The organism is Cypionkella sp. TWP1-2-1b2, from assembly GCF_049896245.1.
Taxonomy (GTDB): Bacteria; Pseudomonadota; Alphaproteobacteria; order Rhodobacterales; family Rhodobacteraceae; genus Cypionkella.
In genome coordinates this window covers 124,824-145,156 of sequence record NZ_JAFCTX010000007.1, presented here as the reverse complement: position 1 = coordinate 145,156, position 20,333 = coordinate 124,824, and the positions used below count along the sequence as shown (strand labels likewise).

At 61.4% G+C, this 20,333-nt stretch carries 24 protein-coding genes; 16 read left to right on the top strand and 8 right to left on the bottom strand.

All coding sequences use genetic code 11. The annotated features are described in order from the left end of the window. The first annotated feature begins 7 nt into the window (after positions 1 to 7). The 3 genes from ACP7AP_RS06755 (at position 8) to ACP7AP_RS06745 (ending at position 3,432) form a co-directional block, all read left to right on the top strand. Positions 8 to 1,195, top strand: a complete 1,188-nt coding sequence (locus tag ACP7AP_RS06755) for a glycoside hydrolase family 5 protein (RefSeq protein WP_426033437.1) — start codon at positions 8 to 10, stop codon at positions 1,193 to 1,195. A 118-nt stretch (positions 1,196 to 1,313) separates the two neighbouring features. Further along, positions 1,314 to 2,525 carry a PLP-dependent aminotransferase family protein gene (locus ACP7AP_RS06750; RefSeq protein ID WP_426033436.1) on the top strand — a complete coding sequence of 404 codons (1,212 nt, stop codon included), beginning with the start codon at positions 1,314 to 1,316 and terminating at the stop codon, positions 2,523 to 2,525. Between the two features lie 13 nt (positions 2,526 to 2,538). Next, a complete protein-coding gene (locus ACP7AP_RS06745; protein ID WP_426033435.1) occupies positions 2,539 to 3,432 on the top strand; it encodes an EamA family transporter in 894 nt (297 codons plus the stop codon). Here the strand turns inward: ACP7AP_RS06745 and hemF are convergent. Continuing rightward, a complete protein-coding gene (gene hemF / locus ACP7AP_RS06740; RefSeq protein WP_426033434.1) occupies positions 3,429 to 4,283 on the bottom strand; it encodes an oxygen-dependent coproporphyrinogen oxidase in 855 nt (284 codons plus the stop codon). The two genes, ACP7AP_RS06745 and hemF, sit on opposite strands and share 4 nt — an antisense overlap. Before the next feature lie 102 nt (positions 4,284 to 4,385). Here hemF and ACP7AP_RS06735 point away from each other — a divergent pair, with 102 nt between their 5' ends. Then, complete coding sequence (locus ACP7AP_RS06735; protein WP_426033433.1) at positions 4,386 to 4,778, top strand: hypothetical protein; 393 nt, start codon at positions 4,386 to 4,388, stop codon at positions 4,776 to 4,778. Between the two features lie 103 nt (positions 4,779 to 4,881). On the opposite strand, the gene ACP7AP_RS06730 is transcribed toward ACP7AP_RS06735, so the two are convergent. Together ACP7AP_RS06730 and clpS are read right to left on the bottom strand one after the other, a co-directional pair. Beyond that, the gene (locus ACP7AP_RS06730; protein WP_426033432.1) at positions 4,882 to 5,850 is read right to left on the bottom strand and encodes a class I SAM-dependent methyltransferase; all 969 of its coding nucleotides are present in this window, start codon (positions 5,848 to 5,850) and stop codon (positions 4,882 to 4,884) included. A gap of 26 nt (positions 5,851 to 5,876) precedes the next feature. Continuing rightward, on the bottom strand, positions 5,877 to 6,197 hold the full coding sequence (clpS, locus tag ACP7AP_RS06725) for an ATP-dependent Clp protease adapter ClpS (protein WP_426033465.1): 321 nt from the start codon (positions 6,195 to 6,197) through the stop codon (positions 5,877 to 5,879). Between the two features lie 147 nt (positions 6,198 to 6,344). Between clpS and ACP7AP_RS06720 the strand changes: the two genes are divergently transcribed. The 3 genes from ACP7AP_RS06720 to ACP7AP_RS06710 all read left to right on the top strand — a co-directional run bounded on the left by ACP7AP_RS06720 (position 6,345) and on the right by ACP7AP_RS06710 (position 9,464). Continuing rightward, the gene (locus tag ACP7AP_RS06720; protein ID WP_426033431.1) at positions 6,345 to 7,052 is read left to right on the top strand and encodes an HAD family hydrolase; all 708 of its coding nucleotides are present in this window, start codon (positions 6,345 to 6,347) and stop codon (positions 7,050 to 7,052) included. A 151-nt stretch (positions 7,053 to 7,203) separates the two neighbouring features. Then, positions 7,204 to 8,784, top strand: a complete 1,581-nt coding sequence (locus ACP7AP_RS06715) for a serine hydrolase (protein WP_426033430.1) — start codon at positions 7,204 to 7,206, stop codon at positions 8,782 to 8,784. After that, complete coding sequence (locus ACP7AP_RS06710; protein WP_426033429.1) at positions 8,784 to 9,464, top strand: fumarylacetoacetate hydrolase family protein; 681 nt, start codon at positions 8,784 to 8,786, stop codon at positions 9,462 to 9,464. The genes ACP7AP_RS06715 and ACP7AP_RS06710 overlap by 1 nt, the downstream gene beginning before the upstream one ends. A gap of 104 nt (positions 9,465 to 9,568) precedes the next feature. Here the strand turns inward: ACP7AP_RS06710 and ACP7AP_RS06705 are convergent, their stop codons facing one another. Continuing rightward, positions 9,569 to 10,516, bottom strand: a complete 948-nt coding sequence (locus tag ACP7AP_RS06705; RefSeq protein ID WP_426033428.1) for an L-threonylcarbamoyladenylate synthase — start codon at positions 10,514 to 10,516, stop codon at positions 9,569 to 9,571. A gap of 159 nt (positions 10,517 to 10,675) precedes the next feature. On the opposite strand from ACP7AP_RS06705, the gene ACP7AP_RS06700 reads away from it, so the two are divergent. From ACP7AP_RS06700 to ACP7AP_RS06680, 5 genes are all read left to right on the top strand, one after another. Next, positions 10,676 to 12,373, top strand: a complete 1,698-nt coding sequence (locus tag ACP7AP_RS06700) for an acyl-CoA dehydrogenase (RefSeq protein ID WP_426033427.1) — start codon at positions 10,676 to 10,678, stop codon at positions 12,371 to 12,373. Further along, complete coding sequence (locus tag ACP7AP_RS06695; protein WP_426033426.1) at positions 12,370 to 13,398, top strand: MBL fold metallo-hydrolase; 1,029 nt, start codon at positions 12,370 to 12,372, stop codon at positions 13,396 to 13,398. The genes ACP7AP_RS06700 and ACP7AP_RS06695 overlap by 4 nt, the downstream gene beginning before the upstream one ends. A gap of 9 nt (positions 13,399 to 13,407) precedes the next feature. Further along, positions 13,408 to 13,905: a DUF6173 family protein gene (locus tag ACP7AP_RS06690; RefSeq protein WP_426033425.1), complete on the top strand. Its 498-nt coding sequence runs from the start codon at positions 13,408 to 13,410 to the stop codon at positions 13,903 to 13,905. Positions 13,906 to 14,002: 97 nt separating this feature from the next. Next, complete coding sequence (locus tag ACP7AP_RS06685) at positions 14,003 to 14,137, top strand: aa3-type cytochrome c oxidase subunit IV (RefSeq protein ID WP_426033424.1); 135 nt, start codon at positions 14,003 to 14,005, stop codon at positions 14,135 to 14,137. 138 nt (positions 14,138 to 14,275) lie between these two features. Further along, positions 14,276 to 14,896, top strand: a complete 621-nt coding sequence (locus tag ACP7AP_RS06680; protein ID WP_426033423.1) for a hypothetical protein — start codon at positions 14,276 to 14,278, stop codon at positions 14,894 to 14,896. Positions 14,897 to 14,899: 3 nt separating this feature from the next. Here the strand turns inward: ACP7AP_RS06680 and ACP7AP_RS06675 are convergent, their stop codons facing one another. Together ACP7AP_RS06675 and ACP7AP_RS06670 are read right to left on the bottom strand one after the other, a co-directional pair. After that, positions 14,900 to 15,223 (bottom strand): AzlD domain-containing protein, encoded by a 324-nt coding sequence (locus ACP7AP_RS06675; RefSeq protein ID WP_426033422.1) that lies wholly within the window; start codon positions 15,221 to 15,223, stop codon positions 14,900 to 14,902. After that, positions 15,220 to 15,936, bottom strand: a complete 717-nt coding sequence (locus ACP7AP_RS06670; RefSeq protein WP_426033421.1) for an AzlC family ABC transporter permease — start codon at positions 15,934 to 15,936, stop codon at positions 15,220 to 15,222. The genes ACP7AP_RS06675 and ACP7AP_RS06670 overlap by 4 nt, the downstream gene beginning before the upstream one ends. Before the next feature lie 81 nt (positions 15,937 to 16,017). Between ACP7AP_RS06670 and mobA the strand changes: the two genes are divergently transcribed. From mobA to ACP7AP_RS06650, 4 genes are read left to right on the top strand one after another with little or no spacing between them, the layout of a single operon-like run. Further along, positions 16,018 to 16,605, top strand: coding sequence for a molybdenum cofactor guanylyltransferase MobA (mobA, locus tag ACP7AP_RS06665; protein WP_426033420.1), 588 nt, complete (start codon positions 16,018 to 16,020; stop codon positions 16,603 to 16,605). Next, on the top strand, positions 16,602 to 17,102 hold the full coding sequence (gene mobB, locus ACP7AP_RS06660; protein WP_426033419.1) for a molybdopterin-guanine dinucleotide biosynthesis protein B: 501 nt from the start codon (positions 16,602 to 16,604) through the stop codon (positions 17,100 to 17,102). The genes mobA and mobB overlap by 4 nt, the downstream gene beginning before the upstream one ends. Beyond that, the gene (locus ACP7AP_RS06655; protein WP_426033418.1) at positions 17,089 to 17,946 is read left to right on the top strand and encodes a molybdopterin guanine dinucleotide synthesis; all 858 of its coding nucleotides are present in this window, start codon (positions 17,089 to 17,091) and stop codon (positions 17,944 to 17,946) included. Before mobB ends, ACP7AP_RS06655 begins: the two co-directional genes overlap by 14 nt. Continuing rightward, a complete protein-coding gene (locus tag ACP7AP_RS06650) occupies positions 17,943 to 18,527 on the top strand; it encodes a GNAT family N-acetyltransferase (protein WP_426033417.1) in 585 nt (194 codons plus the stop codon). The genes ACP7AP_RS06655 and ACP7AP_RS06650 overlap by 4 nt, the downstream gene beginning before the upstream one ends. Positions 18,528 to 18,779: 252 nt before the next feature. Here ACP7AP_RS06650 and ACP7AP_RS06645 read toward each other — a convergent pair whose 3' ends face one another. Further along, positions 18,780 to 19,787, bottom strand: coding sequence for a hypothetical protein (locus ACP7AP_RS06645; RefSeq protein WP_426033416.1), 1,008 nt, complete (start codon positions 19,785 to 19,787; stop codon positions 18,780 to 18,782). Between the two features lie 20 nt (positions 19,788 to 19,807). Next, positions 19,808 to 20,278: a transcription elongation factor GreA gene (gene greA, locus ACP7AP_RS06640; protein WP_426033415.1), complete on the bottom strand. Its 471-nt coding sequence runs from the start codon at positions 20,276 to 20,278 to the stop codon at positions 19,808 to 19,810. Positions 20,279 to 20,333 lie beyond the last annotated feature (55 nt).

The following is a 20,333-nucleotide window of genomic DNA, read 5'->3' as shown; positions in this document are numbered from 1 at the left end:
CGCTCAAATGCCCCTTCTGCCCGCCCTGCGCCTCGCCGCGCTTTGTGCATTTTTGCCCGCCGCTGCCTATAGTGCTGATCTGATCAGCTTCTGGGACAGCCCGCAGAAAGGCGCCAACGGCTTCAACGCCAAGCCGCAGGATGAAGCCTATTTCAAAGCCTTGGCCGATACCGGGGCAACATGGGTGCGGCTGACCTTTAGCAAGTGGCAGGGCACGGGCCGCGATTTCCTGATTGGCGATGCTAACCATTACACGGGCCTCGTGCCGGAAGACCTCGCCACCCTGCGCGCCACTTTGGATGCCGCCCACGCTGCCCGGTTGAAAGTGGTGATCGTGCCGCTTAGCCTGCCCGGCGCGCGCTGGACGCAGCAGAACGATGGCACGTTCGATGATCGGCTGTGGTCCGATCCGGCCTTCGGCGATCAAGCGGTCCAGTTCTGGGGCGATCTGGCCACCGCATTGAAAGATCATCCCGCCGTGGCGGGCTACAATCTGCTGAATGAGCCCGCGCCGGAAAAGACCACGGGCCTTGCTGAAAACGGAGCGATGCCGGATTTGCAGGCGTGGCAAGCCACCCAGGCCGGAACCCCGCGCGATCTGCCCGCGCTTTATACCCGCATGATCGCGGCGATCCGGGCGGTTGATCCGGTAACGCCGGTGATGGTCGATGGCGGCTACTATGCCAATCCGCGCGCTTTGGCTGCTTGGCCCGCGAAACTGGCCGATGATCGTGTGCTTTATGCGTTTCACATGTATGAACCCTATGCCGCAACCAGTGCGCCCAACATGAAACGCGATGTGCCGCTTCGCTATCCGGGCGTGACCACCGATTATGCTGGGGGCAAACAGGTCTGGGACAAAGCCGCCGTCGCCGCCCATATCGACCACGCTTATGACTGGGCAGCGGCGCAAGGCCTGCCCCCTACCCGCGTGGTCGCTGCTGAATTCGGCTGCATGCGGCTCTGGCCCGATTGCGCCGCCTATCTGACCGACGTGATGGACGCGGTCGAGGCGCGCGGCGGCCATTGGGCTTTCTATTCTTTCCGCGAGGATGAATGGGAGGGCATGGATTACGAATTGCCCAAATCCGTCACTCCGGGTCAGTTTTACTACCTGTCCGAAGAAGGCAAGGCCGACAAACTGCCGAGGGACGGGGAGTTGATGGGTCTGCTGCGGCAACGGATGGGCAAATGAGGTCATCTCACCTGCGTCGCTGACTCGGTCCATCCTTCCAATCACGTTTTAGGTCATAGATATTGACTTACCCCCGCCCCAAGGCAAAAGTCCTGCCAAACTGTTTGGGAGGACTGTCGTGGAGTGGAATAGTGTTCTGGCAACCCGCAATGCGCGGATGAAAGCCTCGGAAATTCGTGAGCTTCTGAAGCTGCTGGATCAGCCCGACATCATCTCTTTTGCGGGCGGCATCCCCGACCCAGCTTTGTTCCCCACCGAAGCCTTCCGCGATGCGTTCTCAGCCGCTTTGACCGGGCCTAAGGCCGGGGCCGCCCTGCAATATTCGGTGTCCGAGGGCTATAAGCCTTTGCGCGATTGGATTGTGGCCGAGATGGGCAAGATCGGCGTGCCCTGCACCGCTGATAACGTCCTGATCACTTCGGGATCACAGCAAGCGCTTGATTATCTGGCGAAACTGATGATCTCACCGAATGATACCGTGCTGGTCGGCTGGCCGACCTATCTCGGCGCTTTGGGCGCGTTCAACGCCTACGAGCCCACCTATGACCGCTTGGACCCCAACACCAACCGCCCCGCCGCCGATTTTACCGCCAAGGCCGCGGCCGCTGGCGGTCGGGTGAAATTCGCCTACCTTTCGGTCGATTTCGCCAACCCGACTGGCGAGACCATTGCGCGGTCGGCCCGCGAGGCGGTGATTGATCTCGCCGATGAGATGAACATCGCGGTGGTGGAAGACGCCGCGTACCAAACCCTGCGCTATGATGGCGAGGCGATTCCGCCGATTCTGGCACTGGAAATCGCCCGCAAAGCCGACATTGAAAATTGCCGCACGCTCTACTGCGGAAGTTTCTCCAAATCGCTTGCGCCCGGTCTACGGGTGGGCTGGGTGTGTGGTGCTTCGGAGGTGATCAGCCGCCTTGTGTTGATGAAACAGGCGGCTGATTTGCACTCGGCGACCACCAACCAGATCGTGACGCATCATGTCGCCTCAACCCAGTTTGACGCCCACGTGGCCAAACTGCGCAAAACCTACCAAGCTCGCCGCGACCATCTGCTGAAGGCCTTGACCCGCGAGATGCCCGAGGGTGTGTCATGGACCAAGCCCGAGGGTGGCATGTTCATCTGGCTGACCCTGCCAGAACGGATGGACGGCGCAGACCTGCTGGCGCAATCGCTGCAAACCGAGCGTGTGGCGTTTGTGCCCGGTCGGGCGTTCTTCGCCGATGGCAGCAATGGCAACACCCTGCGGCTGTCGTTCTCCTGCGGCGATGAGGCCGCGATTGACGAGGGCATGAAGCGTTTGGGCCGCCTGATCGCCAGCCAGCCATGAGCAGGCTTTGGGCGTGAGCGGTCTTTGGGTGCTGGCAGCGCTGGTAGGCTCCATCGGCCAAGTCGCGCGCAATGCGATGCAATCCAGCCTGACGCGGCAAATCGGCACCGTGGGCGCGACGCAGGTGCGCTTTCTGTTCGGCCTGCCGTTCGCGCTGTTATTCTTGACGCTGGTCACGTTCGCCACAGGCGAAGCCATTCCGATCCCCAACCTGCCCAGCCTTGGCTTTACCTTCGCCGGGGCTTTGGCGCAGATCACCGCCACCGGTTTGATGCTGGTGGTGATGAAATCGCAAAGCTTTGCGGTGACAACGGCTTGGCTGAAAACCGAGCCTGTCATCGTGGCGCTTGCCGCCGCCCTGATCCTGCGCGACCCTATCAGCCTGCCGGTACTGTCTGCCATCGTGATCGCCAGCGCAGGCGTCATGCTGATGTCGATCAAACCCGGCACCGCCGTTTGGCAGTTGGGCCGCCCCGCGCTTCTGGGCTTGCTGGCGGGTGGGTTGTTTGGCGCATCGGCCATCGGCTTTCGCGGCGGCATCGTGCATCTGGAAAGTGGCGGCTTTCTGATCCGCGCGACATCCACCCTCGCGCTGACCCTGCTGATCCAGACCACCACGCTGGTGATTTGGATGGCGCTGTTCAACCGCCGCGCTTTAGCCGCGTCGTTCTCGGTCTGGCGCAGCTCACTGTTTGCAGGGTTTCTTGGGGCCTTCGCCTCGCAGTTCTGGTTTATCGGCTTTGCGCTGACCTCCGCCGCCAATGTCCGCACATTGGCGCTGGTCGAGGTGATCTTTGCCACCGCCGTTTCACGCTATGCGTTCAAACAGCCCGTCCGCCGCCGCCAGACCATCGGCATGGCGGTGATCGTGCTGGGTGTTGGGCTGCTGCTACGTCTGCAAGCCTAGGTCCATTTGGCAATCGGCGGCAGGCTCATCAGCACTGCATTGGCATCATGGCCGGATTCGAGGCCAAATTTGGTGCCACGGTCGTAAACAAGGTTGTATTCGGCATAAAGCCCGCGATGGATCAACTGCGCCTCACGGTCAGCCTCGGTCCACGGCGTGGGCAAGCGGCGTTCGGTCAGCGGCACGAAGGCAGGCAGGAAGGCGCGGCCCACGTCCTGCGTCAAAGCAAAATCCTCTGCCCAATCGCCAGTGTTCAGATCATCATAGAAAATCCCACCCACGCCGCGCGCCCGGCCCCGGTGCGGGATGAAGAAATACTCATCCGCCCAAGCCTTGAATTTCGCATAATAATCCGGGTGATGCGCATCGCAAGCCGCCTGCATCTGGCCGTGAAAATGCGCGGTATCCTCGGGGTATTCCAGACAAGGGTTCAAATCCGCACCACCGCCGAACCACCAAGCGTGGGGGGTCCAGAACATCCGCGTGTTCATATGCACCGCCGGGCAATGCGGATTGATCATGTGGGCGACCAAAGAAATCCCGCTCGCCCAAAAGCGGGGATCGGTATCCATTCCCGGCACACCCCGCGCGGCCATCGCCTTTTGTGCGCGCTCGCCCAAAACGCCATGCACTTCCGAGACATTGACGCCGACCTTTTCAAACACCGCGCCGCCGCGCAGCACCGACATCAGCCCGCCACCGCCATCGGCGCGGGCAGTCGGTGTCACCTCAAAGCGCGCAGCTTTGCCGTGGCTTGTCTCAAGCCCCTCAAACGACGCGACAATCTGATCGCGCAATCTGCGAAACCAAGCCGAGGCTTGTGCCTTTTCCGTGCTGAAATCCCCCGCCATGCCCCGCCCTTTTCGCTTATATTCCGCAGCTTTGAGCCGCTGTTATGGCATATCAAACTGGGACGGCTATAGTAAAGCCAGCATCCTATTTGTGAGTCGCCGATGAAACGTATCCTGATCCCCGCCCTGCTGATCTTGTCGGCCTGCGGCACGCCGCAAGAGAACTGCATCAGTGGAGCTACCCGCGACATGCGCGTGGTGGATCGGTTGATTGCCGAGACGGAGGGCAATATCCAGCATGGCTATGCCTATGAAACCGTTACCCTTTCGCGCACCGTTTGGCGGCAATGCGGCTTTCGTGGCGGCAAGCCTGGCAAACCTGATGCGGGTCCAAGCATGTGCTTTGATGATGTGGACTATACCGAGCAACGCCCCAAAGCCATCGACCTTGGTGCGGAATCGGCCAAACTCGATAGCCTGAAAGCCAAGCGCGCAGCGCAGGCCAAGGCTGCGGCTCCGTCTATCAAAGCCTGCAAGGCGCAGTATCCAGAGTAGGCAGCGGCAATTTGACTAAAATTGTCATCCTCTCTGCTCAAGTATCCCACCGGGGTCTGGGGGTGTGAAACCCCCAGCGCGTTGCCAAGGCCACCAGCAGAAATTACCGCGTGCGGATTGGATAAGATGCGCGCGTCACCCGGAACGCCTTGTCGCCGCCGATTTCTTCAACCTGTTTGAACAGTGTCACCAGCAGCTTGTCGTAGGGAAGGTGCCGATTGGCGACCATAAATAGACTGCCGGAAGGGCTTAGACCCTTTTGTGCTGCCTTGATAAAAGCCATGCCCAGCCCGGTATCCACTTCGCGGGCCATGTGAAACGGCGGGTTCATCACCACAGAATCCCATAATCGCGCGGGCTTGAAGGTGGTCGCATCGGCCCAGTGAAACTTGGCACGCGCGTCGGGAATATTGACCTTCGCACAGGTCAAAGCTTCGGCCTCGGCCTCGATCAGATCGAGTTCTTTGACGCCTTCACGGGTCAGAATGGCGCGGGAAAGATAACCCCACCCCGCACCCAGATCAGCCACCCGCGCGCCGAGTTTGGCGGGCAAGGCTTCGGCCAGCAGGGCCGAGCCGCGATCAGGGCCATCGGCGGAGAACACCGCAGGCAGGGTTTGGAAGCCACCCTCAACCTGCAAGGGTTTCGCCGCCCATTCGGCCAACGCCGGGGCCGGTTTCACCACCGCCAGCTTGCCATGGGCTTTCGACAAAGCGTCGCCAACCTCAAGGCCCAACGCCTTGCAGTCCTTTAGCAACGCCTCGACCCCATCGGTCTTTTGGCCATCGACCACGATCACATCCGCACTGATAGCCTCGGCCATCAAAGCCCGTGCTTCGGCCTTGGCCCGGGGCACGCAGACTATGGCGACACTGCCCGAACCTTCGGTGCGATAGCCTTGCGCTGCGAAATAATCGTGATCGGGCTTGAAGCCGGTTTTCACCACCACGCGGGTCTGCGGCAGCGACGACAAATCATCGCCCGCGCGGGGCCGCAGCACCATAATATCGCCCGAAGCAGGCAACACAAAAGCGCCGCTTTGCAGCGCCAATTCCAACCGGGCCGAGCGCATGAAAGCCGCCTGTTCTGACTAAAGGTCTATTCTTTTTCCATCGTGCATTGCAGCGGATGCTGGTGGCGGCGGGCAAAATCCATCACTTGCGCCACTTTGGTCTCGGCAATCTCATAGGAAAACACGCCGACGACTGCCAGACCTTTCTTGTGAACCGCCAGCATGATCTCAAAGCTTTGCGCGTGATTAAGGCCGAAAAACCGCTCCAGTATGTGCACGACGAATTCCATCGGTGTGTAATCGTCGTTCAAAAGCATGACTTTATACAGCGGAGGCCGCTGGGTCTTGCTTTTGGTTTTGGTCAATATAGAGGTATCATTGCCGGGGCCATTCGGCGCATCGGACATCATCAGATCGGTCAGGCCAGCAATGGGGTTCACGCGGATAGGCTCCGTTTGGCAGATTCGCAATTTTGGCTTCGCTCATTTAATATAGCGCATTTCCGGCTTGCGAAAAGACCCTCAACTTGGATGATGCCCGCGCAGGGGGATAATATGCTGACAACGATAGGTTTTGATGCCGATGACACGCTGTGGCAGAACGAAAGTTTCTTTCGGCTTACGCAGGATCGCTTCACGCAGCTGCTGGTCGATTACGTTGATGCGGACCATCTGCATGGCCAGCTTTTGGCAGCCGAGCGGCGCAATCTGGGGCAGTATGGCTTTGGCGTGAAGGGCTTTACCCTGTCGATGATCGAGACCGCGATTGAGGTCACAGAGGGCCGGGTGCCGTCTTTGGTGATTGCCGAGATCATGGCAGCCGGGCGCGAGATGCTGGCGCATCCGATTGAACTTTTGCCGCATGCGCGCGCGGCGGTGAAGACCTTGGCGGCCAGCCACCGAGTCGTTTTGATCACCAAGGGCGATCTGCTGGATCAGGAACGCAAGCTGGCGCAATCGGGGCTTGGTGATCTGTTTCACGGCGTCGAGATCGTGTCAGACAAGACCGCAAAAACCTACTCGGCGATTTTCGCCCGTCATGGTACTGGCGCGGATCAGGCGCTGATGGTCGGTAACTCGCTGAAATCGGATGTGATTCCCGCGATCACTGCGGGGGCTTACGGCGTGCATATCCCGCATGGGTTGACCTGGGCGCTGGAACACGCCGATGCCCCCACGGATGATGCGCGTTTTTTCAGCCTGAGCAGTCTTGCTGACCTGCCCGATCTTGTGGCGAATCTGCAAAACTCCCACAAGCCCTAGGGCGCAAGGCACCATTTCGGCACATAAACCACAGTTTATAAAACCCGGAAGTGCTTTCAGAATGAGGGGTTTTCCTGAATCAGCAGTCATGCTAGTTTTTTGACAAGCAGAATAAAGCTCCCGATCAATGAGGGGCAAACGAGGCAGAAAAATGAGCAAATCGGCAGTATGCCATATTGGGCAGTATGTCCGTCATTTTCTATTGTTGGCAGCGCTTAGCCTTGTGGCCGCTTGTTCCGGCCCGCAAGAATCCAAGGCCGCCCCCTACGCCGCCTTCGTGATGGACGCGCGCACCGGTGAGACGCTGTATTCTGAAAACGCCGACACCCGGTTGCATCCGGCCTCTCTGACCAAAATGATGACGCTGTACATCACGTTTTCCGAGATTGAGGCGGGCAATGTCTCGCTCGACACGATGATCACCGTGTCGAAAAATGCAGCCGCGCAGCCGCCGTCGCGCTTGGGCCTGAAGGCAGGGCAGAAGATTCAGTTGCGTTACCTGATCCGTGCTGCTGCAGTGAAATCGGCCAATGACGCCGCTGCCGCGATTGGTGATTATTTTGAGGGCACGCCGGAAAAATGGGGCGCGCGGATGACTCGCACCGCCAAACAGCTGGGAATGAACAATTCGACGTTCAAAAATGCCAACGGGCTGACCGCGAAGGGCCATCTTTCCACCGCGCATGACATGACGGTCATGGGGCGGCATTTATTCTATGATTATCCGCAATATTACAACATCTTCTCGCGCCGCAGCACTGATGCTGGCATGGCGAAAGTGGCCAACACCAACCGCAAATTCCTCGACAGCTACAAGGGTGCCGATGGCATCAAGACTGGCTACACCGGGCCTGCGGGCTTTAACCTGACCGCCTCGGCTGAACGGGATGGCGTGCGGATCATTGCCACCGTGTTCGGCGGCACTTCGACCCCGATGCGCAATGCCAAGATGACAGAACTGCTCGATCTGGGTTTCCGCAAGGCTCAGAAGGGCGGCGCCGTGCAGCAGCCGGTTGCCCCGGCCTATAGCGCCGATCAGGAATTGGTGGCGCAGGCGGATACCGGTGCCGAGTCTGGAACCGAGATGGAAGAAGAAGGCGGCGGTGGCCCGGCCAAGACGATCAGGCTGGTGATGGCGGTGTCGTCATCACCCCGCCCCAATGCGCGTCCGGTGGCTCAGCCCAGCGATGCGGTCAGCATGGCGGCAGCAGATCAGGCGGTCAATGCGATGGCCGATGACATCGCAGGTGCCTTGGCCGAAGCCACGGCTGAACCTGCACCAGACTCGCTGGAAGCCCAAGCGGTGGAACTCGCCGCTGTTGAAGCCCCGGCAGAGTTGTCAATCAAAGCCACAGCCGCCAATCCGCAATCGGTGCAACTGGTCTCGGCGCCCGCCAAACCCAAGCACAACGCCCCGATCTATGATGAAGCGGTGGTGGTCGCCCAAACCGAACAACCCGCCGCCGAGGAGGTGGTGACCAATGTTTCAACCTCGGGCGGCAAAGGCTATGGCATCAATATCGGCCGCTTCAACAGCTATGGCGAGGCGGATCGGGTGCTGATGAAAACCCTGCTGTCGGAAAACGCCACGCTGGGCGATGCCCTGCGCAAAGTCGTGCAGAAAAGCGCCGGATTTGATGCAAACTTCCTTGGTCTTAGCCAAAAAGAGGCCGATCTGGCCTGTCGTCGCCTGCAAGCGCGTGGCGTGACCTGCTTTACGATGGGGTCGTGATGGATTTCGTGCTGCCGCCTGCTGTGGTGCCTTCGGTGGCAGTGGCAGGCAGCAACGCGCGTTTTGCAGTACGGCGGATCTTCTGCGTCGGGCGCAACTATGCTGAACATGCCCGCGAGATGGGACATGACCCCAGTGCCGAACCGCCGTTCTTTTTCACCAAACCCGGTGATGCGATGGTGGATTCCGGTGCCGCACTCCCCTACCCCAGCGCCACCGCTGATCTGCATCATGAGGCCGAACTGGTGGTCGCTTTGGGCAAAGGCGGCAGCTTTGTGCCCGAGGATCAGGCTTTGGCACTGATCTGGGGTTATGCTGCGGGCAACGATCTGACCCGCCGCGATTTGCAAGCCGAGGCGAAAGCCGCGCGCAGACCTTGGGATATGGCGAAGGGGTTTGACAATTCGGCGGTGGTCGGGGCGTTGCGGCCTGCGGATCAAGGCGCACCAAAGGGCCGTGTCCGCTGTATGGTCGATGGCCGCGTGACACAAGACGCCGATCTGGCCGAGATGATCTGGCCGGTGTCTGGCATTATCGCGCATCTGTCGCGCTTGGTTACGTTGAAGGCGGGCGATCTGATCTTCACCGGAACACCCGCGGGGGTCGGCCCGATTGCGCGCGGGCAGACCTGCGAGGTTCAGATTGACGGGTTGCCGCCTGCGCGCGTGACGCTTTTATAAACCCTGCAGATTCTTCCCCGCTGGGAATGACTTGTGTTTTTTCTAGATTTTTTGGCTCTTTTCCACAAGATATTGTGGTTATTCTATCTCTAAGCGATAAAATGTCAGCCTCGGGGTGCCGCAGCCCTTCGCAAACGATCATTGATCGCGCGGCCAAGACCCTGTTGCGGGATGCGGGCGATCGCAATGCGCCCGCCCTGACCTGCCAAGGCATCGGCTTCGCGCAGCATATGGAACAGGTTCGCTGCGGCCTCGATCAGATCAGCCTTTGCAGAAAGGTTCAGATCGGCATCACCCGGCCCAAAGCCCAAGCGCACCTCACCGGGCAGGCGCGTGTCTGCGTTCAGCCGCACCGCAGCACCTGGGGCATAGTGCGAGGCCAACTGGCCGGGGGCATTGGGTTTTTCCGCATTGCCGCCGCTGGCAAGCGGGCCCAGCATGGTCTCTAAAGCCTCGGTCGCGATGCCACCGGGACGCAAAAGTGCTGGTTCTCCGACCAACCCGAGAATGGTGGATTCCACGCCTACAGCACAGGTTCCGCCATCCAACACCGCGTCAATCCGGCCTGAAAGACCGTCGAATACATGCGCCGCACGGGTGGGGGAAACCCGGCCTGACGGATTGGCAGAAGGTGCAGCCAGAGGCCCACCAAACGCCCGCAGCAAGGCTTGCGCCACCGGATGCGCGGGGATGCGGATCGCAACTGTGTTCAGTTCTGCCGTCACCAGTGGCGACAGGCCCGCGTCTGCCCGCAGCGGCAAAACCAGCGTCAAGGGTCCGGGCCAGAACGCCGCGGCCACCGCTTCGGCGCGGGCATCAAGGATTGCAAAGGTCCGCGCCGCCGCCAGATCCGGCACATGCACGATCAAAGGGTTGAACCTTGGCCGCCCCTTGGCGTCAAAAATCCGCGCCACCGCCAGATCGGAGCGCGCATCGCCGCCCAAGCCGTAAACCGTCTCGGTCGGAAAGGCGACAAGCCCCTGCGCAGCGAGGATCGCAGCGGCGCGGGCAAGGCCTTCGGGCGTGGCGGTAAGGGTTTCTGTTTCGTTCATCTTTTGTGACGTAGCGTAGGGCTTGATGCGCGGGGTGGCAGGAATATTCTTCGCTTGGGCGGTTCTTTACGCCCGATCTCTGGCCTTGCCAACCCTGCCCCCGCCCAATCTGCCCTCGCCCACCCTTCCATTGCCAAGCCGCCTGTCCCGGAGTTTGCTATGCCCTACCGCGCCCCGCTGTCTGAATTTGCCTTTCTGCTGGATGTGGTCGGATTCGCTGAGGTCGCGGCGACGGAGCGTTTCGCCGATGCCAGCGCTGACACGGTGGCCGCGATTTTGGCCGAGGCGGGCAAGCTGTGCGAAACCAGCCTCGCGCCGCTGAACCGTGCAGGCGACAAAACCCCGGCACGGCTGGAAAATGGCGTGGTGCGCACCTCTCCGGGCTTTGCGGAAGGCTACCGCGCTATTGCCACGGGCGGTTGGATTGGCATGGCGGCCAACCCGGAATATGGTGGCATGGGGCTGCCGATTTCGGTGGCCACTTGCGTCAATGACATGATGGGCTCGGCTTGTCTTGCGTTGCAACTGAACCCGTTGATGACGCAAGGCCAGATTGAGGCGCTAGAGCATCACGCCTCGGATGCGTTGAAAACCCTGTATATTCCCAAGCTGGTGTCGGGCGAATGGTGCGGCACGATGAACCTGACCGAACCGCAGGCGGGATCAGACGTGGGTGCGGTGCGGACGAAAGCGGAAGATCGTGGCGACGGCACTTATGCGATCACCGGGCAGAAGATTTACATCACTTGGGGCGATAACGATTTCTCGGACAATGTCTGCCATCTGGTGCTCGCCCGACTGTCGGATGGACCGGAAGGCACCAAGGGCATCAGCCTGTTCATGGTGCCCAAGTTGATCCCGGATGCCGATGGCACCCTGGGTGCGCGCAACGATCTGAAGGTGGTCAGTCTGGAGCATAAGCTGGGCCTGCACGGCTCGCCCACCGCTGTGATGCAGTATGATGGGGCGCAGGGCTGGCTGGTTGGCGAGAAGCACAAGGGCATGGCCGCGATGTTCACCATGATGAACAACGCGCGGTTGGGCGTGGGGATGCAGGGCGTGGCGGTGGCCGAAGCAGCATTTCAGCAGGCTTTGGCTTATGCGATGGAGCGCAAGCAGGGCAAGACGCCGCTGGGGTCTGGTGCGATCATCGACCATGCCGATGTGCGCCGGATGCTGGCGCAGATGAAGGCCGAGGTGTTCAGCGCCCGCGCCATTGGTCTGGCTTGCGCGGTGGCGATTGATATGGGGCGTGCGACGGGTGCGGCAGAGTGGCTGGCGCGGGCGGCCTTGTTGACGCCGATCGCCAAGGCTTATGGCACCGATATCGGCTGTGAGGTGGCGCATCTGGGCGTGCAGGTGCATGGCGGTATGGGGTTTATCGAGGAAACCGGGGCGGCGCAGTTTTCGCGCGATGTGCGGGTGACGGCAATTTATGAAGGTACCAATGGGATTCAAGCGATGGATCTGGTCGCCCGCAAGATGATGGACAATGGCGAGGCCGCATATCGGTTGTTTGACGAGGTGCAGGCGGCGGCAGAAAGCGCGCGGCCCAGCCTGCCTGATCTGGCGGGCGCAGTCTGGACCGCGGCGGAAGCCCTGCGCGAAGCGACCGAAGCGCTGAATACCATGGCCCAGAATGATCGCTTTGCCGGTGCGGTGCCTTGCTTGCGCGCCTTCGCCCGTGTGTTGGGCGGGCATTTCCACCTAAAAGCGGCGCTTGCCGATCCCACCCGCCTGCCCCTTGCGCAGTTTGCCATCAAGCGGTTGCTGCCCGAATACGCGCCTTTGCTGGCGCAGCTGCGCGAGGGGGCCGCCGGACTTTATGCGCTGACGCCTGAGGCTTTGAGCGCGTGAGCAATGCCATCCACCACCCATGGGACGCCCCGCCTGCCGAGGGCGAAGCGGTTGAAATTGCACCGCATATCTTGTGGATGCGTCTGCCGCTGCCGATGGCCCTGGATCACGTCAACATCTACGCGCTGGATGATCGCGACGGCTGGACGCTGGTCGATACCGGGATGTCCAGCCGCCGAACCAAGGCGATTTGGGCGGCGCTGATCGCAGGACCGCTGGCGGGCAAGCCGGTGCGGCGTCTGATCGTGACGCATCATCACCCCGACCATATCGGCCTTGCCGGCTGGTTTCAGGCGCAGGGGGTGGAATTGATCACCACCCGCACCGCCTGGCTTTATGCGCGGATGTTGGTGCTGGATGAGCAGGCGAAAACCACCCCGGAATCGCTGCTGTATTACCAGCGCGCCGGGGTTGATGCCGCCTTGCGCGCGCAAAAGGCCAGCGAGCGCCCGTTCAACTTCGCCGATGTGGTCGAGGCGATGCCGCAAGGCTTCACCCGCATTGCCGAGGGTGACGTGATCAGCGCTGGCGGGCGGCGCTGGTTGGTGCGCTTGGGTCAAGGCCATGCGCCCGATCACGCGACATTGTGGAGCATGGATGACCATCTGATTTTGGGCGGTGATCAACTTCTCCCCGGTATCTCGGCCAATATCGGCGTCTACCCGACAGAACCCGACGCGGACCCGCTGGGCGAATGGCTGGACAGCACGCGCGGCTTTGCGCCCCATGCGAGGGCAGATCACCTTGTGCTGCCGGGGCATAAGCTGCCGTTCATCGGCCTGCCGTTCCGGTTGATCCAGATGGCCGAGAACCACGAAAGCGCGCTGACGCGGTTGCTGGGCCATTTGGCCACCCCGCACACCGCCGCACAATGCTTCGTGCCGCTGTTCAAGCGCGAGATCACCGGCAGCCAGCATGGCCTCGCCCTTGTCGAGACGGTGGCGCATCTGAACTATCTCTTGAAGCGGGCCCAGGTTTCGCGTTCTCTGAATACCGGAGGGGCTTGGGTTTGGCAGGCTCTGTAAGGAGCCACCATGCCCAAGCTTGAGCCAAAATCCGAAGCCGCCCTGAGTGCCGCGGTCGCCAAAGCCGCCGGCCTGCCGCGCGCCCATGCGATCCATGCCGATCCGGCAGCCCCGCTGACCGCCGAGCAACAACCGCTGCCAGCCGCCCTGCAACGCCGCCCCTTGGCCGAGAAAAGCCCCGCCGAATGGGCCTACGAGCGGATCATCCTGTATATCCGCAACTTTGAAAGCCATCTTGACGCCCAGCAGGAAATTGCGATGGGCTTTACCGGATCACAAGCGGGCGTGCTGAAGATCGAAGGCTTGGGGTTTTTTGAACCTGATCTGCTGACCTTTTATGGCCGCGATGAGGACGGCATGAAGACCCAACTGATCCAGCATGTCAGCCAGCTTTCCGTCCTGCTGCGCGCCGTGCCGAAATCGGCGCCAGAATCGCCACCCACCCGCATCGGCTTTCGTTTAGCCACCGGCTGGATGGGCGGCGAGTCTGGCGATGCCTCGGCCTGAAGCGCGACATTTTCTCTGCACCGCAACCCGCTACGCCCCGTGACAGCCGGACCTGAATCGGCTATTGGCAAAACAACAACTCTGAAAGGACGCTCAAATGGCCGAACACAAACCGGGCAGCATGGATACGCACGTGCAGGAAAAAACCTTTGATGGCTTTATCCGCATGGCGACTTGGGGTGCGATCATCTCGGTCGCAATCCTGATCTTCATGGCACTCGTCAACGCCTGATCCTTTCGTGGTTCGGGTTTACACTGAATCGGAAATCCCAATCCTTTACTTCACTCGGCCTCTCGCTTCACTCGAACGCGTTTTGCGATACTTATGCGTTCGTGAAAACCCCAACCGCTTTAGCCCCGGAACCGTAAAATGAACTTCAAGGCCTTTGCCGTTCTGGCGCTTTTGGCGCTATCTGCCTGTTCGGGCGACAAAAAATGGGCGACCGATGCCCAGATGGCGGCCCCCGGTGCGCATTTCGTGGCCGAACCGCCGCGCACCATCACGCTGTTCACGGTGCAAAGCACCCGCAACGGTTCTGGCGCACATTCTGGCCTGTTGATCAACGCCTCGGAGCAGGTGATGTTTGACCCCGCAGGCACTTGGTATCACCCCTATCTGCCCGAGCGTGGCGACGTGCATTATGGCGTCACCCCAAAAATGATCAGCTTCTACATTGATTATCACGCGCGTGAGACTTTCAACGTGATCGAGCAAACCGTGGTGGTGACGCCTGAGATCGCCGAATTGGTGAAACAGCGCGCCGAAGCCTACGGATCGGTGCCCAGCGCGCAATGCGCCCATTCGGTGTCGTCAATCCTGCACGGGGTTCCGGGCTTTGAGGCGATCAGCGGCACCTGGTATCCGAACAAGCTGATGAAGGAATTCGCCCAACTGCCGGGTGCCACCCGCAAAGTGATCACCGATGACGACGCCGATAACAACCACGGCGTTCTGATGGTGCAAGCGGCGGCGGCTGCACCCGCGCCGTAAACGCTACAGCAAAAGTGGCACGCCCAGCAGCGTGACCACTCCGGCGACAGCGGCAATGATCATTTGCCGCGTCGCAAGCCCGATCACAACCGTCACCGCAGCGGCCAAAAGCCGTGCCGCGTCGGGCTCACCGCCGGTTGCCGGCGGCCATAACACGGCGGGCGCGACCAATGCGGGCAGCACCGCAACGGCAGTATAGCGCAGGCTGCGCTGCAACCAGCCCGGCAGCGCGCGATTGCCGAGCAGACCGAGGAATGAGAACCTTATGCCGTAGGTGGCAAGGCCCAGCACCACCACAACGATCCAGAACTGCGTGCGATCAATCATGTGATGGCCTTCTCGCGCCAATATTCAAACCCAGCCCCCGCCGCCATGCCAATGGTGGAGCCTACGAGCAGCCCGGTTCCATAGGGCAGCACCGTCAAAGCAAGCGTCAGCACCACCGATAGCCCCGCCGCCAGCGCATGGGGCCAAGAGCGGATCATCGGTGCTGTCATGGCCAGAAACGCAATCGGCACAGCGAAATCCAAGGCATATTCCGGCGGGATCGCCCTGCCCGCGACCGCCCCGGCCACGGTTGATCCCATCCACAGCGGCAGCACGGGGGTGACTGCGCCAAAGAAATATGCGGTCTTTTCGGGCAGGGTCATGCTGGGGCGTTTGTCATATTCGGCGACCGAAAGCGCGAAACTTTGATCCACCAGCAGATAGGCCATCACCGCCCGCACGCCCAAGGGTGCTGCGCCCAGATGCGGCGCGAGGGTGACAGAATACATCAGCATCCGCAGATTGACCGCCAGTGCCGTTGCCAAAATCACCAGCAGCGGCGCTTGATCTTGCAGCAGATGCAGGGCGGCAAATTGCGACGCACCCGCGAAGACCGACACTGAAAACGCCACGATTTCATAAAGTTGCAAGCCAGCCTCGGATGCCAGCAACCCAAACAGCATCGCAAACGGCACGATCACCACAGCAAACGGCAAGGCGGCACGCACACCGCGCAGATAGCTTTCACGCGTGGTATTCTGGGGGGCAGACATCGCACCTCGGGGGTCTGGGGTGGCTTTACGCCGGATGCGGAACGGCTTAGGCCTTTGCAGGGCGAATTTGAAGGGGTCAAGGTGCGGATTTTTGGATGCGTTATGGCAGGTGGCGCGGGCCGTCGGATGGGGGGCGATAAGGCGGCGGTGCGATTGGCCGGGCAAAGCCTGCTCGGCCACGCCATCGCCCGGCTTGAGCCGCAGGTGGAGCGTTTGGCGATCTCGGCCAACGGCGATTTGGCGCGGTTTGCGGGGTATGGCGTGCCGGTTCTGCTGGATGAAACTCCGCTGGGGCCATTGTCTGGCGTGCTGGCGGCGTTGCGGTGGGCGGCGCCTTTGGGCGCGACTGCTGTGGTGACTTTGGCGGTCGATACCCCCTTTTCCCCCTGCGATCTGGTGCCGCAGCTTTGTCTGGCGGCTGAAAGCGCGCCGGAAGGCCTTGCCATTGCCCATGCAGCGAAAGATCACCCGACCTGCGCGATCTGGCCCGTTAGCCTGACCGAAGCGCTCGCCGCCTTCCTTGGCTCTGGTGCGAAACCCCGTGTGCTGGCCTTCACCGATGCCCACCACGCCGCCCGCGCCTATTTCCCGGATGAGGCCGCCTTTCAAAACCTGAACACCCCGGCAGACCTTGCCGAAGCCGAAGCGCTGATCCGGGGCGCGCTATGAGGGTTTACGGTGTCATTGGTTGGAAAAACTCTGGCAAAACCAGTCTGATGGAGCGTTTGGTGACAGAAATCACCCGGCGCGGCTTCACCGTATCCACCGTCAAGCACGTGCATCACGATGTCGATCTGGACCAACCCGGCAAAGACAGTCACCGCCACCGCGCGGCAGGCGCGTCCGAGGTGGTTTTGGCCTCGGCCCATCGTTTTGCCCTGATGCGCGAACATCGCGGGCCAGAGCCTGATCTGGCGGAAGTGCTGTCGCGCATGGCCCCCGTCGATCTGATTCTGGTCGAAGGCTACAAACGCGACGCCCATGCCAAGATCGAGGTGTTCCGGCAAGAGGCTGGCCACGATCTGATCCAGCCCAATGATCCACTGGTGCGCGCTGTTGCGACCGATATGACGCTGGACGCACTTCCGGTGCCCGTGCTCGACCTGAACAACACCCTGCAAATCGCCGATTTCATTCTCGCCGAGGTTGGCCTTGCAACGCTTTGACCAGGTGATCGTGGCGGACTGGTCGGCGTCCTCGGCCCTGTCCCCCGCCCGTGCCTCTGCTGACGCGATCTGGCTAGGCCACATCGACGCGGATGGCGCGCAAAGCACCTACCACCGCAGCCGCGCCAGCGCCGAAGCAGCCCTGTCGCAAGCGATAGACAGCGCTGTTGTCAAAGGCCAATCCCTGCTGATCGGCTGCGATTTTCCGATGGGCTACCCCAAAGGTTTCGCCGCCCGCCTGACCGGAACCGCCAATGCCCGCGCCGTCTGGGCATGGCTGGCCGCACATATCGAAGACGCCCCCGACAACCGCAACAACCGCTTCCAGGTCGCAGCCCAGATCAACCGCCACTTTGCGACCGCCGCTTCAAAAGGCCCCTTCTGGGGTCGCCCCGCCAGACTGAACCTCCCCGACCTCTCCCCCACAAAATCCATCAATTACAACGCCCTGAACCTCTCAGAACGCCGCGCCGTCGAAACTCTGGTTCCCCGCGCTCAACCGGTCTGGAAGCTTTACACCACCGGCGCGGCTGGCAGCCAAGGCCTGATCGGCCAACCGATGATCCACCGCCTCTCGCAGCACCCAACGGTCGCCGTCTGGCCCTTCGATCCCCCCGCGCAAATCACCTTGGCCGAAGTCTACCCTTCGCTGATCAGCACAGCCGTCACCGCAGACCCTGCGGCGATCAAGGATGAAGCCCAAGTCCGCCTGCTCGCCCAAGCCCTGTTCACCCTCTCCCAGCAAAACCGCCTCGCCCCGCTGCTCGACACTCCGCCCTGCGCGGAAGAAGGTTGGATCCTCGGCGCAGGCCACACCGCCGCCCTGCTGGCCGCGCTGTCATGAACATCACCTACAAGCTCGGCCTGCCCGAAGCCCTGCGCGCCGAGGCCGTGACGCTGTATTGGCAAGCCTTCGGCGGTAAACTGGGCCGCGTGATGGGCCCCACTCCGAAAGCCCACCGCTTCCTCAGCCGCGTGCTTCGCGCCCATCATGCGATCGTCGCCTTGGATGACACCGGCCATCTCCTAGGCATGGCCGGCTTCAAAACCCCCGCAGGCAGCTTTGCGGGCGGCGAGGTTGCCGATATCCGCGCGATTTATGGCACCCTTGGTGCTGCGTGGCGGCTGCCGCTGCTGTGGATGCTCAGCGATGCGGCCGCGCAGGATCACTTCCTGCTCGACGGGATCTGTGTCGCCGCATCGGCCCGCAGTCTGGGCATCGGAAGCGCGCTGATGGCCGCGATCGAAGATCAGGCGCGGGCGCGCGGCTATGGGTCGGTGCGACTGGAGGTGATCGACAGCAACGAACGCGCAAGGGCGCTGTATCAGCGGCTGGGCTACCGTGTCGAGAAGACCCAGCAGCTGGGTTTGCTGCGCTATGCGTTCGGATTTCGCGCTGCGATCACGATGGTGAAATCGGTCTAAAGCTTGATGTCCACGCGTGGGCACGAGATGGGCACATATAAAATCAATGGCTTACAGATGCGCATTGAGGGTTTGTTAATTTTTCATCTGCTCCGCACTGTCCTGCACCCAGAGCGCACCAAGCAGTTGCTCTTTTTGAAATACTCCCGCCGGAGGCTCCAGCTTTATCTGCAATCCTGCGCTCAAAGATCATCCCCCGGCAGCGCCGCCTCGGGGGGCTCGATGCCCCCCGAGGCGGCAACGGGTTCGCGGTCAGTCAAACGTCCCCGTCACCCGGCCAAACAACATGAACGCCCTTGCGGTGCGGGTGTCTGCCAAATCGGACAGGTCTTGATCGCTCGCCACCTTCTCAAACTCGGAAAACACCCGGTCAAAGGTGCGCAAAAAGTGGTGGGCGGCGTCGCGGAACACCGGGTCTTCGCGCATCCGGCCTGCGGTCAGCGCTAGCGACGAGCGGTCGCGGATGCCGCCAAGGGCTGCGATGCCACGGCCACGCTCTCCACCCGCAAATTTGCGCCACAGCTCGGGCCGGGCGCGTTCGGGTTTCAAATCATCCATGAAGACGCCCTCTTGGCTGAGCAGGGTCAGCACGTCTTGGGCGGCACGGATCAGTTTGGCGACGTTGCGGTCTTCCAGCGCCAGACGCAAAGCGCGAAAACCTTCTTTGTCGTCCGGGCTTTCAGGAAATTGCACGGCGCGGGTGAAATCCTGCACCGACAAAGGCGCGCGCATCGACTCCGACGGCGTGCCCAAAGCCAGGCCGGGCTGTTCTGCCTCTGGCTGCAACTGCGGGGCCACCAATGCGGCTTTGCGGTCGGCTGACGGCACGGTCAGCCCAGAGTCGCGGCGCGAGTTGAAGCTGGCAAGCGCGGTTTCGGTGTGTTTGGCGGTGGCGGCAATCTCGTCCAGCTTGCGCTCCACCGATGGCCGCATCCCGCCCTGTTGGCCCGACAGATAGGCCGCGCGCATCGCCTCTACCGTCGCCTGCAACCGCGCCGATTCAGCGCGCAGGGACCGCACCGAGCGCAAGGTCGTCACCGCAGCCCAGATCAGCGCCAGTGGCAGGAAAACTGCCAGGAGGGTCAACACATAGCCGAGCACGCCCGCTTCCACCGGGCCGGTCAGGAAATAGCCGCCGACCGCCAGCACCCACAGCAGGCTCATCACGGCGGCGACCCATTCGGTCGCACTCACCGACGGATCGGCGATGCCGCGCGCGCGCGACCCCAAGCTGCGGGGCGTTTCTTCTGGTTCGGACATGTCGTATTCCCAGAACGGGGTCAGATGTAACGGATCGAGAGGATTTCGTAGCCGCGTGTGCCGCCGGGGGTTTTCACCTCGACCGAGTCGCCTTTGTCCTTACCAATCAACGCACGGGCCAGGGGCGAGCGGATGTTCAGCATGTTGCGCTCGATATCGGCTTCGGGCTCGCCGACGATCTGGTAGGTCTTTTCTTCGCTGGTCTCTTCATCCACCAAAGTCACCGTGGCGCCAAACTTGACGGTGCCGGAAAACTTGCTGGGATCAATGACTTCAGCGAGGGAAATCAGCGCCTCAAGCTCTTTGACGCGGCCCTCGATGAAGCTCTGCTTCTCGCGGGCGGCGTGATATTCGGCGTTTTCCGACAGATCGCCATGCTCGCGCGCTTCGGCAATGGCGCGGATCACGGCGGGGCGTTCCACCGATTTCAGCTGCTTTAGTTCTTCGTCCAGAGCGGTGAATCCGCGCCGGGTCATTGGGATTTTTTCCATTTGTCTCTTCACGCAAATAACAAGGTCACAGCCCGGATGAGCCATGACCTTGCGC